General features: G+C 49.0%; 16 protein-coding genes. All 16 read right to left on the bottom strand.

The genetic code is table 11. From position 1 onward, the window contains the following. Positions 1–242: 242 nt before the first annotated feature. Positions 243–1121 carry a DNA-processing protein DprA gene (dprA, locus tag IC21_RS07265; RefSeq protein WP_029142355.1) on the bottom strand — a complete coding sequence of 293 codons (879 nt, stop codon included), beginning with the start codon at positions 1119–1121 and terminating at the stop codon, positions 243–245. A 145-nt stretch (positions 1122–1266) separates the two neighbouring features. After that, positions 1267–2169, bottom strand: a complete 903-nt coding sequence (gene sucD / locus IC21_RS07260; RefSeq protein WP_029142354.1) for a succinate--CoA ligase subunit alpha — start codon at positions 2167–2169, stop codon at positions 1267–1269. A gap of 65 nt (positions 2170–2234) precedes the next feature. After that, on the bottom strand, positions 2235–3395 hold the full coding sequence (sucC, locus tag IC21_RS07255; RefSeq protein ID WP_013859073.1) for an ADP-forming succinate--CoA ligase subunit beta: 1161 nt from the start codon (positions 3393–3395) through the stop codon (positions 2235–2237). A 214-nt stretch (positions 3396–3609) separates the two neighbouring features. After that, on the bottom strand, positions 3610–3900 hold the full coding sequence (locus IC21_RS07250) for an EscU/YscU/HrcU family type III secretion system export apparatus switch protein (RefSeq protein WP_013859072.1): 291 nt from the start codon (positions 3898–3900) through the stop codon (positions 3610–3612). Then, positions 3897–5138 (bottom strand): TP0910 N-terminal domain-containing protein, encoded by a 1242-nt coding sequence (locus IC21_RS07245; protein WP_029142353.1) that lies wholly within the window; start codon positions 5136–5138, stop codon positions 3897–3899. The genes IC21_RS07250 and IC21_RS07245 overlap by 4 nt, the downstream gene beginning before the upstream one ends. 37 nt (positions 5139–5175) lie before the next feature. After that, positions 5176–5943, bottom strand: coding sequence for a ribonuclease HII (gene rnhB / locus IC21_RS07240; protein WP_029142352.1), 768 nt, complete (start codon positions 5941–5943; stop codon positions 5176–5178). 45 nt (positions 5944–5988) lie between these two features. Then, positions 5989–6831 carry a ribosome biogenesis GTPase YlqF gene (ylqF, locus tag IC21_RS07235; protein ID WP_019722018.1) on the bottom strand — a complete coding sequence of 281 codons (843 nt, stop codon included), beginning with the start codon at positions 6829–6831 and terminating at the stop codon, positions 5989–5991. Positions 6832–6885: 54 nt separating this feature from the next. Beyond that, positions 6886–7437 carry a signal peptidase I gene (gene lepB / locus IC21_RS07230; protein WP_013859068.1) on the bottom strand — a complete coding sequence of 184 codons (552 nt, stop codon included), beginning with the start codon at positions 7435–7437 and terminating at the stop codon, positions 6886–6888. 172 nt (positions 7438–7609) lie between these two features. Beyond that, complete coding sequence (gene rplS, locus IC21_RS07225; RefSeq protein WP_013859067.1) at positions 7610–7954, bottom strand: 50S ribosomal protein L19; 345 nt, start codon at positions 7952–7954, stop codon at positions 7610–7612. Between the two features lie 139 nt (positions 7955–8093). After that, a complete protein-coding gene (gene trmD, locus IC21_RS07220; protein ID WP_029142351.1) occupies positions 8094–8828 on the bottom strand; it encodes a tRNA (guanosine(37)-N1)-methyltransferase TrmD in 735 nt (244 codons plus the stop codon). Continuing rightward, entirely contained in the window at positions 8825–9343 is a 519-nt protein-coding gene (rimM, locus tag IC21_RS07215; protein ID WP_019722017.1) for a ribosome maturation factor RimM, read from the bottom strand. The genes trmD and rimM overlap by 4 nt, the downstream gene beginning before the upstream one ends. Before the next feature lie 4 nt (positions 9344–9347). After that, the gene (locus IC21_RS07210; protein ID WP_029142350.1) at positions 9348–9740 is read right to left on the bottom strand and encodes a YlqD family protein; all 393 of its coding nucleotides are present in this window, start codon (positions 9738–9740) and stop codon (positions 9348–9350) included. Between the two features lie 156 nt (positions 9741–9896). After that, positions 9897–10145: a KH domain-containing protein gene (locus IC21_RS07205; protein WP_280136683.1), complete on the bottom strand. Its 249-nt coding sequence runs from the start codon at positions 10143–10145 to the stop codon at positions 9897–9899. After that, positions 10145–10417, bottom strand: coding sequence for a 30S ribosomal protein S16 (gene rpsP / locus IC21_RS07200; protein ID WP_026104868.1), 273 nt, complete (start codon positions 10415–10417; stop codon positions 10145–10147). The genes IC21_RS07205 and rpsP overlap by 1 nt, the downstream gene beginning before the upstream one ends. A 96-nt stretch (positions 10418–10513) precedes the next feature. Next, positions 10514–11857 carry a signal recognition particle protein gene (ffh, locus tag IC21_RS07195; protein WP_013859061.1) on the bottom strand — a complete coding sequence of 448 codons (1344 nt, stop codon included), beginning with the start codon at positions 11855–11857 and terminating at the stop codon, positions 10514–10516. Positions 11858–11868: 11 nt separating this feature from the next. After that, positions 11869–12195 carry a putative DNA-binding protein gene (locus tag IC21_RS07190; RefSeq protein WP_017553259.1) on the bottom strand — a complete coding sequence of 109 codons (327 nt, stop codon included), beginning with the start codon at positions 12193–12195 and terminating at the stop codon, positions 11869–11871. Between the last annotated feature and the right edge of the window lie 159 nt (positions 12196–12354).

Raw genomic sequence — 12354 nt, 5'->3', positions numbered from 1 at the left:
GTATTCGCCCACAAGCGTACATTTAAATGATAGAGCGTCTTCCCATTTTTTTCCACTCATCTGCCCTTCGAGTAAAATTTTACACATACAGCACGGATGATGAAAAATCAACATGGCAAACGATTTCATTTTGAAAATTTTATCTATTCTTTCTCTATTTTATATACATTTTATCCAAAAATCATGCGTTTTTTCACAAAATCGGAAAATCGCTCCCCATTTATGAATTTTCCCTGACAATTTTACCTTGCCGAAAGCAGTTCTTCCAAAATGTCCCCGCTGCACGTCACCAGTTTTGCGCCCTGCTGGATGAGATGGTTCGTTCCTTCCGACAGGCTGTCCAGAACGTTTCCCGGCACGCTGAAAACTTCCCGCCCTTCCTGGAGGGCGTAATCTGCCGTGATCAAAGAGCCGCTCCGTTTTTCCGCCTGAAGCACGAGCACACCTTCCGAAATGCCGCTGATGATCCGGTTGCGTTCCGGAAAACGCCATTTTTCAGGGCGCGTAAACGGCGGATATTCCGACAGGAGTAAATGGCCCTGTTTTATTTTCTCCGCCATCCCTGTATTTTCCCGCGGATAAATATGAAAAAATCCGCTTCCGAGCACCGCAATCGTCTTTCCCCCAAATTTCATGGCAGCACGGTGGGCAATCGCATCCGCCCCTCTCGCCAGCCCGCTGACAATGGTAAACTGTTTTTCGATCAGGGGCGGCAGCAAATGATCGGCGGCTTTTTCCGCATAGGAACCGGCCTTTCTTGATCCGACAACGGCCAGCGCACGTTTTTTCAGCAATGATATATTTCCGATTGAATAGAGTATGGCAGGAGGCTGGTACGTTTCTTTCAGAAGCGGCGGATATTCCGGTTCAAAACGGGCTGTCATCCGGATCTGTTTTTCCCGGTAGAGGGTTAAATAGGGGTTGATGTCAAGATGAAGGAGGTCTTCATAAAATCGTTCAAACGTTTCCTTTTGCATCTGAAGCATGGCGCGCAGTGTTTCAGGGGGAATCCGGCAGATTTTTTCAAGCAGCGGATCAAATTCGAGGATTTTCATTTTTTGCCCGCGGGAAATCCCCCTGCAATGGTCCAAATGAATGTATTTGATTTTTAACGGTTCCATTGTTTTCCTCGCTTTCAGACCGTATTTCATTGAAAAAAACAAACTATTTAGGACCCGGCTGCACGCTTAAAATGGCAGCCGGATCCGGGCAGTTTCACCAAGCTGCCCCGGAAAATGCGGGTTCCGGGACGGACGGTGCCGCAACTTAAAGGTTTTTACATTTCTCGTAAAGGCCTTTTTCCTTCAGGACACGGATCAGCGTTTCCCCAATGACCGCCGGCGTTTCGGCCACCTGGATGCCGCATTCGTTCATCGTGCGGATTTTTTCGGCTGCAGTTCCTTTGCCGCCTGAAATGATAGCGCCGGCGTGGCCCATCCGTTTTCCAGGAGGCGCTGTGACACCGCCGATAAATCCGACAACCGGTTTCTTCATGTTTGCCTGAACCCATTTGGCAGCTTCTTCTTCCGCCGTCCCGCCGATTTCACCGATCATAATGACCGCTTCTGTTTCCGGATCATTGTTAAATTCTTTTAATACATCAATAAAGTTGGTGCCGTTCACAGGGTCACCGCCAATGCCGATCGCTCCTGTCTGGCCGATGCCGGCGCGCGTCAGCTGATGGACGGCTTCATAAGTCAGCGTGCCGGAACGGGAAACGACCCCGACATGGCCTTTTTTATGGATATAACCCGGCATAATGCCGATTTTGCATTCATCTGGCGTGATGATGCCCGGGCAATTCGGCCCGATCAGGCGCGTTTTTTTCCCTTCCATATAACGTTTCACTTTGACCATATCCAACACCGGGATATGCTCAGTAATGCAGATAACAAGATCGAGTTCTGCATCGACCGCTTCCATAATCGCATCTGCCGCAAACGGAGCTGGCACGAAGATAACCGAAACGGTTGCGCCCGTTGCTTTAACGGCTTCTTCCACCGTATTAAAGACCGGCACGCCTTCTACTTCAGTCCCGCCTTTGCCAGGGCTTGTGCCGCCGACAATTTTCGTTCCGTATTCCAAGCATTGTTTTGTATGGAAAAGCGCTGTTTTCCCGGTAATCCCCTGGACAATGACTTTCGTGTCTTTATTTACATAAATGCTCACTTTTTTCCCCTGCCTTCTTCATTCAAGAATATTTGTTCGCATTTGGCCCGAATGAACAGCTGCTGTTAGCTGACCAGTTCGACAATTTTTTGTGCGCCGTCTGCCATCGATTCAGCTGCCACAATTTTCAACCCGGATTCGTTTAAAATTTTCTTCCCGAGTTCCACATTGGTCCCTTCAAGACGGACAACGAGCGGAATGTCGAGCCCGACCTGTTTTGTGGCTGCAACCACGCCGGAAGCAATGACATCGCATTTCATAATGCCGCCGAAAATGTTGACAAAAATGCCTTTGACTTTTTCGTCCGATAAAATAATTTTAAACGCTTCCGTTACTTTTTCTTCCGTTGCGCCGCCCCCGACATCAAGGAAGTTGGCCGGATCGCCGCCGTAATATTTAATAATGTCCATTGTCGCCATCGCAAGGCCGGCGCCGTTTACCATGCAGCCGATATTGCCGTCAAGGGCGACATAGCTCAAATCGTATTTCGACGCTTCAATTTCTTTCGGGTCTTCTTCTTCGAGATCGCGGTATGCCAGAATATCCTGCTGGCGGAACAAGCCGTTCGAATCAAAATTCAATTTGGCATCGAGCGCCATCACTTTTCCGTCGCCGGTTACAACAAGCGGATTGATTTCCGCGATCGAGCAGTCTTTTTCCACAAATACTTGATAAAGGCCTGTCATAAATTTAACAGCCTGATTTACAAGTTTAGCAGGAATATTGATGTTGAATGCAATGCGGCGCGCCTGGAACGGCAACAGGCCGACTGCCGGGTCAATGGTTTCTTTGAAAATCTTTTCCGGTGTTTTGGCCGCCACTTCTTCAATTTCCGTGCCGCCTTCTTCAGAAGCCATCAGCACAACCCGGCTTGTCGCACGGTCCAAAACAAGGCCGACATAGTATTCTTTTTGAATGTCACACCCTTCTTCAATCAAGAGGCGCTTCACTTCTTTGCCTTCAGGGCCTGTCTGATGCGTCACAAGCGTTTTGCCAAGCAGTTCCTGCGCGTATGTACGAACCTCATCCAAATTTTTTGCCACTTTGACGCCGCCTGCTTTTCCGCGGCCGCCGGCATGAATTTGCGCTTTTACCACACATACATCTGTTCCGAGCGATTTCGCCGCTTCCACCGCTTCATCCACGGTGAAGGCCACTTTCCCGTTCGGCACAGCGACCCCGTATTTTCTCAGGATCTCTTTGCCCTGATACTCGTGAATATTCATGTTCCATCCTCCTATCAAACTGTTCAAAAAATTAACTGCGCTTTCATTTTAATAAACATCGGAAAAGATGTCTACCATAATGAACTAAAATGGCTATTATTATTCAAAAATATTTTTTGCAGTATAAAATGGACGGAATTTCACCGTTCGTTTGCCTGCTGTGAATCGCAATCTTTATTCAAATGGGCGCCTAGGCCTGATGTAAAACTTTCGTTCATTTGATATCCTTGTTTTTTAGCGACTGGTCGAGGCGGTAAATCATGGCAAACACCTCGGCCACAGCCGCATACAGTTCTTCCGGGATCGCTTCGTTGATATCGAGCCGGCCGAGCAGCGCGGCAAGATCCGGGTCCTGCTGGATCGGGACATTCGCTTTTTTTGCCTCTTCGATAATCCGCCTGGCCGTGTCCCCTTTGCCTTTTGCCTTCACGACAGGGGCGGAATGCGCATCCGGGCTGTACTGGAGCGCGACCGCTTCTTTTATGTCTTTTTGTGGATCCTTCATATCCTAAGGTCAACCCCTTTCCCGGAAACGTCCGGCCGGCTGAGCGCGGCACGCACAGCACCCGGCTGGAATTCCCCGAACCGGACATCAGACAATGTGTAACCGGTTTTGGAAAGGCCTTCCTTTAAGGCCGGCAAAAAAGGCTTTACGGCTTCCTGGAGGCCCTTTTTCAAACTGGAAATGCGGATGGAAACGATCCGGTTTTGCACATTCATCTCGACCAATGTTTCTTTCATAAACTGAAGATTTAAGTAAAAAATGATTTTACAATAGTTACTGTCTATTTTTCCGTCTTTTTTCCGCCTGCCTGACCATTGCACAACGGCATTCGTTTGAAAGCGCGCGAAAGAAAGCGGAATTTCCATCCAAATGTGCTGCACCGCCCCGCCGGGAAGCGAAAGCAGTTGCTGGCCGTTCAGTTTCTGCACGATTTCGTCTGCTGCATCCCGGGCTGCTTTTGTTCCCCCGCCTTTTTGCAGCAACTCAACAAGCAACGCTTTTAAAGGCAGCCCGCCCTTGTCCGCGGTTTTATCCCCATGCAAAAGCCCCGCCTCATAAAAAAGCCCCATTTTTTGAATCTTCTCTTTGATTTGCAGGCGCAGCGCCTCTCCTGTCACCTGCCCGTTGCCCGCCCCAAGTTCCCTGATAAGCGCAAGCAATTGCCTGGTTTCCGGCGTCTGTTCCCCCTGCTGAAGCGCCTGCTGCAGCCGGTTTAAAAGCTGATCTACCGGTGTGTTTTGCACGAAGGTACGGAGAGAAGTGAACACGCCCTCCGTCACAGGAAAGCCTTCTTGCAGCATGAGGGCAGCCGTTTCCAGCCCGTTTGCAAGATCCGGCACATGCTTCAGCCATGCGCCGATTGCGGCAATGTCATTTTTTGTAAACGGAATCCCCCGTTCAGCCAAGTACGAGACAAGGGACTGGAACGTTTTCCCCGGCGGCAGCTGCATTTGCGGGAGCAAAGCTTTGCCGGCATTGTCGTTTGCATCGGCTTCCGAGAGCATTTTCAGCCGGACTTCACCATCGACCAAAACCGTTTGAAACCAGTAGTTTTTTCCGGCTTCAAGCGGCACTTCGAGTTTCGCGGCAAACGCACGCCCGCCTGCCCGGATAAGTGCGGTGTCATTTGGAAACAGTTTTTGGATGGCGCCGGAAAAAATCTGCCCCGTTTGAAAAGAAAACGTGCGGATATTTGAGCCGGCTTTAATAAATGGTTGTTTGCCAAAAGAAATTTGCATGCTTACCCCCCCGCCCTGTTTCTTCCTTCTTGCTTATTTATCGGCGGATTGCCGGCCTGTCTTTAATCGGCGCAAACGATTTTCTATGGATCGGGCATGGGCCAAGCTTCATGATCGCTTCCAGATGTTTTTTCGTCCCATAGCCCTTATGTATGGCGAAACCGTACCCGGGATATTTTTCATCCATTTCCCGCATATACCGGTCTCTCGTTACTTTTGCAATCACGGAAGCCGCGGCAATTGAAATACTTTTCGCATCCCCTTTTACAATCGAAGTTTGCGGGTACGGGGCCGGAATTTCCATCGCATCGATCAGCAAATGGTCCGGAGAAGCGGGCAAATGGCCCAAAGCCGCAAGCATCGCCTTTTTGGCCGCCTCGTAAACATTCATTCGGTCAATTTCTTCTGCACTGGCAAAGCCGACGCCGACAAGGGCTTCCTCCTGAATGTGCGCAAAAAAGGCCTCCCGCTGTTTTTCGGAAAGCTGTTTGGAATCGTTCAGTCCGGGCAGGCAAAAATCTTCCGGAAGAATGACGCAAGCGGCTACAACCGGACCGGCAAGCGGCCCCCTGCCTGCCTCGTCAATTCCGGCGATCAGGCGGTAGCCGTGGCTGCGCAGGGCGTCTTCAAATCGGGCCATCTCCCGGAATTTTTCAAGCTGTTCACGCTCTTTTTCTAATTTTCTCATCCATTTTTCCAGCGCTTTTTGTGCGCCTTTCCGTTCATCCCGGCGCAACTTCTGGACGAACGGATCGGACGGATTTGTCATTTCTGAAAGCCGCGCTTCAATATCACTGATTTTCAATGTTTCCCCTCCTATGAAAAATAAGCGCCCCTTTTACGGAGGCGCTTATCCCAAATCAAATGTCAGAGGCCCCAGTTTCATGCCGCGGATATCACGGATAATCACCTCAGCCGTTTTGTCGTAATCGATTTCCCCTCCCGCCCGCAAACAGCCGCGCAAGCGCCCAATATGGTCAAAAAGGGGTACGATGTCCGGGATATCCCCGAGCTTATACCGGGCTTTTAATGCGTCGGGATAATGTTTTTCAAGAAAACGCAGGCCAAATACGGAAACGTCCTGCAGGTTGAGGATCGTGTCTTTAATTGCGCCGGTTAAGGCGAGCTTATAGCCGGTTTCCTTGTCTTCGAATTTCGGCCAGAGGATTCCGGGCGTATCGAGGAGTTCCATCGTTTTCCCGACTTTTATCCATGCCTGCGCTTTTGTCACGCCCGGCGTATTGCCGGTTTTGGCGATATTTTTCCCGGCAAGCCGGTTAATGAGCGTCGATTTGCCGACGTTCGGTATCCCGACAATCATCGCCCGGATCGCACGCGGACGGATGCCTTTTGCCCGCAGTCTCTCCCATTTTGGCTGCAAAATCTGTTCAGCCAGTTTCACCATTTTGTCGAGCCCTTTTCCGCTTTGCGCGTCAATGGCAAGGACATGCGTATTGCCACCGGATAATATTTCAAGCCAGCGGGCTGTAGCAGCCGGATCCGCCATATCCGCCTTGTTCAACAATTTGATCCGCGGCTTTTGCTGAATCAGTTCATCCAGCATCGGATTGGCGGAGGAAACCGGGATCCTTGCATCCAGCAGTTCAAAAACGATATCGACCAGTTTTAATTTTTCGGTCACTTCTCTCCTTGCCTTCGCCATATGGCCCGGAAACCATTGTATTGCCATCATGCGTCAACTCCATCACGGTTACTTTTTTCCGTAAAATGTGCAGCTGCCGGGCGCTTATTTATTGATCATATGGGCATCTTTCACCGGCCAGTATACAAAGTTTGTCTCCCCGACCACCTTGCTAAGCGGAATGGTCCCGATCTGGCGGCTGTCTTTGCTGTACCGGCGGTTATCGCCCATCACAAAAATCTGCCCTTTTGGCACCGTGTCGCGCCCGATATAATCTTTTAAGGTAAAATCTTCCGTAAGCGGTCCGTCGGCAACGGCTTTTTTATATTTATCGAGATAAGGCTCTTTATACGCTTTCCCGTTAATATACAGGACGTCATTTTTATACTCGATCCGGTCGCCCGGCAGCCCGATGACCCTTTTGATATAATCTTTGCCTTCCGGGGCGTGGAAAACGACGATGTCGAACCGTTTCGGGGTCCCGATTTTATTTACAATCATCCGGTCGCCGTTTTTCAAAGTCGGCATCATGGAAGAACCGTCGACCACGATCGGGGCGAAGAAAAAATAGCGCAAAATGCCGGCCAGTGCCACAGCGATCAGCAGCGCTTTCACCCATTCGAACAGTTCATTTTTTGGTTTTTTCTGTTTTTCCATTTATTTACACCGCCTCATTCCATGTATCCATTAAGTGTATATTCCCTGATATTTTGCATTATAACAGGATTGGTTGCCGATTGAAAACCTCAGACGGCACCCGGGTTATTTATGTATAAGTATGAAGAAAAGGGGCCATGATAGCCCCTTTTCGAACAGCCGTTGCAGCAAATTAGCGGATTTCTTTAATACGGGCGGCTTTACCGCGCAGATTACGCAGGTAGTAAAGTTTCGCACGGCGAACTTTACCGCGACGCACGACTTCAAGCTTCGCAATTTTCGGTGTATGGAGCGGAAATGTACGCTCAACGCCGACGCCGTAAGAAACTTTCCGGACTGTAAACGTTTCGCTGATCCCGCCGCCGCGGCGTTTAATGACCACACCTTCAAAAACCTGGATACGTTCGCGTGAACCTTCGACAACTTTTACATGGACGCGGACCGTATCCCCCGGGCGGAAAGCAGGCAGATCAGTGCGAAGTTGATCTTTTGTAATTTCGTCAATAATATTGTGCATCGTATTCAACTCCTTCCAACAAATGCTCTTGCAAATCTTCCATCTTATTTGCAGCGGAACATCGTTTTACGGTGGCCTGCCTTGTTTTCAAGCAAACCACAAATGCAATCTTAGCATAAACGCATGCCGATTGCAACAGCTATCCGTGCATTTCTTCCCATTCTTTCAGCCACGCTTTTTGCTTTTCGGAGAGCGTCACGCCGTGCAAAAGGTCCGGCCTCCTCGTATAGGTGCGGTACAGCGACTCTTTTTCGCGCCATTCTTCAATCAGCCGGTGATTTCCGGATAATAACACATCCGGCACCTTCATCCCGCGGAAATCCGCCGGACGCGTATAATGTGGATGTTCCAGCAGCCCGGTTGAAAAAGAATCGGTAACAGGCGAAGTTTCATTGCCCAAAACACCGGGAAGCAGGCGGACGATGCTGTCGATCATGACCATTGCGCCCAGCTCGCCGCCCGTTAACACATAGTCCCCGATTGAAATTTCATCGCTTACAAGTGTACGGATCCGTTCATCATACCCTTCGTAGTGGCCGCAAATAAAGATCAGATGTTCTTCTTTCGCAAACGCTTCCGCTTTTTGCTGCGTATACGTTTCTCCCTGGGGGCAGAGCAAAATGATGCGCGGCTTTTTTTTGCTCCCCTCAAGCAGGTCTTCTACTGCATCGAACACCGGCTGGGGCTTTAACACCATGCCCGCCCCGCCGCCGTACGGGTAGTCATCGACGGTTTTATGCTTGTTGTCGCTGTATTTGCGGAAATTGACCAGATGGTAATGGACGATCCCTTTTTCTTCTGCTTTTTTTAAAATAGAAGATCCGAGAACGCCTTCAAACATTTCCGGGAACAAAGTCAATATATCCATTTTCATGGCAAAAGCCCTTCCATCGGTTCAATTACAATTCTTTTTTCTTTTTTGTCGACTTTTTTGACGACGTCTTCAATATACGGGATTAGCGCCTCTTTCTGCTGCGCTGTTTTCACCACCCAGACGTCATTTGCCCCGGGCGTTAAAATCTCTTTTACCGTCCCGACTTTCTCGCCTGCGGTTGTCACGACTTCGCAGCCGATGATTTCATGAAAATAAAACTCATTTTCGCCAAGCTCATCCAGCTGTTCTTCGGAAACTTTCAGCATGCCGCCTTTCCATTTCTCTGCTTCCCCAATCGAATCAAAGCCCTCAAACTTCAGCAAATCAAACTGCTTATGCACCCGGTGAGATTCAATCGTAAGCGCAACCGGTTCATTGCAGCCGGGAAGAAACAAGTAAAGCGTATTGCCCGGTTTATACCGTTCCGCTTTGAAATCCGTTTTGGAAATGACCCGCACTTCTCCGCGGATGCCGTGTGTATTGACGATTTTGCCGACATTAAACCATTGTGTCATATTCTCACCTCTCGCGAATTTCATGGATGATGCCGTCTTTTATAATAATCGATTTCTCTTTTGTCACCGCACTCCAGTCGTCGCCTTCCCGGACGTCAACAATAGCGTGCATTTCTTTTTCTTTTAATTCCGTCCCGATCGGAAGCAAAAGCAGTTGTTCAATTTGAAACTCCACCAGTTTGATTTTCTCCTGCCGGCTTTCAATTTCTTTTTCAAAATGCATTTTTAAATTGGTTCCCGAAAACTTTTTTTGTTTTTCCAGTTTTTTCGTTTCAAACCGGAGCTGCTCACATTCTTTTTGAAGTTGTTGTTTCTTTTGTCGGTATGTATCCAAAAGCATTCCTTTGCTCTTTTCGGTCAGGATTTGCTTGACCATCACTTTTTGAAGGATTTTCAAGATGCCCTGCCCTCCTTTTCGCCATTTATTAGCAACCCAAATAAAAGCAGCCGGAAAAAGCGGATGTCGGTTAAGATGAGGGGAAAGCCCGAAAGATGTATGTAAAAAGGGAGGTGTGCGCCTCCCTTTCTCTGGTGTTCTATCCATCGTTGTCCGTTATTCGGCAATTTCAAGACGGATTTTTTTATGCCCGTGCACGCCGGCCGCAGCATAAACGACCGTACGGATGGCCTTTGCGGTACGCCCTTTTTTGCCAATAACCATGCCGGCATCATCCGGATGGACAATCAGGCGGTAGAGCGTTCCGGATTCTTGTTCATCCCGCTCTACTCGCACCTCATCCGGATGGCCGACAATCGGCTTGACGATCGAAAGGATTAAATCATCCATCTGTTGGTCCATGATTATTTGCCGTGTTTTTCGTTATGGTATTTTTCCATAATGCCTTGTTTTGAAAACAAGTTGCGTACCGTGTCAGACGGTTGGGCGCCGTTTTTCAGCCATTGGAGCGCGGCTTCCTCGTTGATTTTGACTTCTGCAGGATCTACAACAGGATTGTAAGTTCCTACTGTTTCAATAAAACGTCCATCACGCGGTGAACGGGAATCTGCCACAACAATGCGGTAAAACGGGGATTTTTTTGTGCCCATGCGTTTCAAGCGGATTTTTACTGCCATTTTAATCATACACCTCCAAAAAAGTTTCTCACAAGACTGTATCATATCAGAAAATCATGATGGTGTAAAGTCTTTTCTCTTAACACCCTTGCTTTTTTACATAAAAGGGAATTTAAAGCCTTTTTTTCGGCCTTTTTGATTCATGCCTTGCAGTTGTTTCATCATTTTCTTCATTTCTTCAAATTGTTTCAAAAGCCGGTTGACTTCCTGCACCGGGCGGCCGGAACCTTTCGCAATCCGTTTTTTCCGGCTTGCATTGATAATGTCCGGGCGGATTTTTTCCTGCTTTGTCATCGACTGGATAATCGCTTCGACATGCGCAATTTGCTTCTCATCAATTTGCAGATTATCCATCCCTTTCATCCGGTTGGCCCCCGGGATCATTTTCAAAATGTCACCGAGCGGCCCCATTTTCCGGACCTGGCCGAGCTGCTCAAGGAAATCTTCAAACGTAAACGACTGATCCCGCATTTTCTTTTCGAGCGCGCGCGCTTTTTCTTCATCAACGGTTTCCTGCGCTTTCTCAATCAGCGACAGGATATCGCCCATGCCGAGAATGCGGGAAGCCATCCTTTCCGGGTGAAACGGTTCGAGTGCATCCATTTTCTCGCCCATCCCGGCAAATTTAATCGGCTTTTCGGTTACGGCCCGGATGGATAAAGCCGCCCCGCCGCGCGTGTCGCCGTCAAGCTTCGTCAGGATGACGCCGGTGATGCCGAGCTGGTCATTAAAACTTTGCGCGACATTTACGGCATCCTGGCCTGTCATCGCATCGACGACAAGAAAAATTTCATCCGGATGCGCAAGTTCCTTGATTTCCTTCAATTCATTCATCAGCTCGCTGTCAATATGGAGGCGGCCGGCCGTATCGATGATGACGGTATCGTGATGTTCTTCTTTTGCTTTTTCAATCGCTTGCCTGGCAATTTCCACCGGGCTGATTTTGTCGCCAAGCGAAAATACCGGCATGCCGAGTTGTTTTCCGAGCGTTTCCAGCTGCTTGATTGCAGCGGGGCGGTAAATATCGGCCGCAACGAGCAGCGGGGTCCGGTTGTATTTTTTTCGCAGCAGGTTGGCCAGTTTCCCCGATGTCGTCGTTTTCCCGGCACCCTGCAGGCCGACCATCATGATGACGGTCGGCGGGCGCTTTGCAACGGCAATCTTGCTCTGGGATCCGCCCATAAGATTGGTCAGCTCTTCCTGGACAATTTTAATGACCTGCTGCCCGGGTGTCAGGCTTTTCAGCACCTCCTGGCCGACCGCGCGTTCGCTCACTTTTTTTACAAAATCTTTTACCACTTTGAAGTTGACGTCAGCTTCCAGAAGGGCAAGGCGGACTTCCCGCATCATTTCTTTGACGTCGCTTTCCGTGACCTTGCCTTTTCCGCGGATTTTCTGCATCGTGCCCTGCAGGCGTTCTGCGAGTCCTTCAAATGCCATTTTTCCGCCCCCTATTCCAATTTTTCAAGCGCATCGACAAGCCGCGCCAGTTCCGGATTGGCATTATGCGCCAAAAGATTGCGCATCGACCGGAAGATTCGTGTGCGCGCTTGAAACTTTTCCAATAAACCAAGCTTTTTTTCATAGTCTTCGAGCATTTGTTCGGTTCGTTTGATATTATCGTAAACCGCCTGGCGGCTCACACCATATTGTTCGGCGATTTCACCAAGCGACAAGTCGTCGAGATAATAGAGGGACATATAGCTGCGCTGCTTTGGAGTCAACAACGATTGGTAAAAATCGTACAAATCATTCATTCGCGTTGTTTTCTCCAGCATGGCTTCTTCCCCCTGTTAAGTGAAAATGCTTTACATAAACTCAGAATACAAAGATTCTTGTTTTTTGTCAATGAAAACAAGTCCGTTTACCCGCAATCGCCCCACGCTTTGAAGGGCTCCCTGCCATACGTAATACCGCGGGCTTGCGCGCTTTATTAT

Origin of the sequence: Heyndrickxia coagulans DSM 1 = ATCC 7050, assembly GCF_000290615.1 — a bacterium.
Lineage (GTDB): Bacteria > Bacillota > Bacilli > Bacillales > Bacillaceae_C > Weizmannia > Weizmannia coagulans.
Note: the sequence above shows the minus strand (reverse complement) of the source record. Positions and strands in the feature narration are given on the sequence as shown.

Coding starts and splice junctions, on each gene's coding strand:
- trmD (WP_029142351.1), bottom strand. CDS start 8,828: ATGAAAATGGATATATTGACTTTGTTCCCGGAAATGTTTGAAGGCGTT.
- rplS (WP_013859067.1), bottom strand. CDS start 7,954: ATGCACAATATTATTGACGAAATTACAAAAGATCAACTTCGCACTGAT.
- IC21_RS07250 (WP_013859072.1), bottom strand. CDS start 3,900: ATGAAGGATCCACAAAAAGACATAAAAGAAGCGGTCGCGCTCCAGTAC.
- sucC (WP_013859073.1), bottom strand. CDS start 3,395: ATGAATATTCACGAGTATCAGGGCAAAGAGATCCTGAGAAAATACGGG.
- rpsP (WP_026104868.1), bottom strand. CDS start 10,417: ATGGCAGTAAAAATCCGCTTGAAACGCATGGGCACAAAAAAATCCCCG.
- dprA (WP_029142355.1), bottom strand. CDS start 1,121: ATGGAACCGTTAAAAATCAAATACATTCATTTGGACCATTGCAGGGGG.
- ffh (WP_013859061.1), bottom strand. CDS start 11,857: ATGGCATTTGAAGGACTCGCAGAACGCCTGCAGGGCACGATGCAGAAA.
- IC21_RS07190 (WP_017553259.1), bottom strand. CDS start 12,195: ATGCTGGAGAAAACAACGCGAATGAATGATTTGTACGATTTTTACCAA.
- lepB (WP_013859068.1), bottom strand. CDS start 7,437: ATGGAAAAACAGAAAAAACCAAAAAATGAACTGTTCGAATGGGTGAAA.
- rimM (WP_019722017.1), bottom strand. CDS start 9,343: ATGACACAATGGTTTAATGTCGGCAAAATCGTCAATACACACGGCATC.
- IC21_RS07245 (WP_029142353.1), bottom strand. CDS start 5,138: ATGCAAATTTCTTTTGGCAAACAACCATTTATTAAAGCCGGCTCAAAT.
- ylqF (WP_019722018.1), bottom strand. CDS start 6,831: ATGATGGCAATACAATGGTTTCCGGGCCATATGGCGAAGGCAAGGAGA.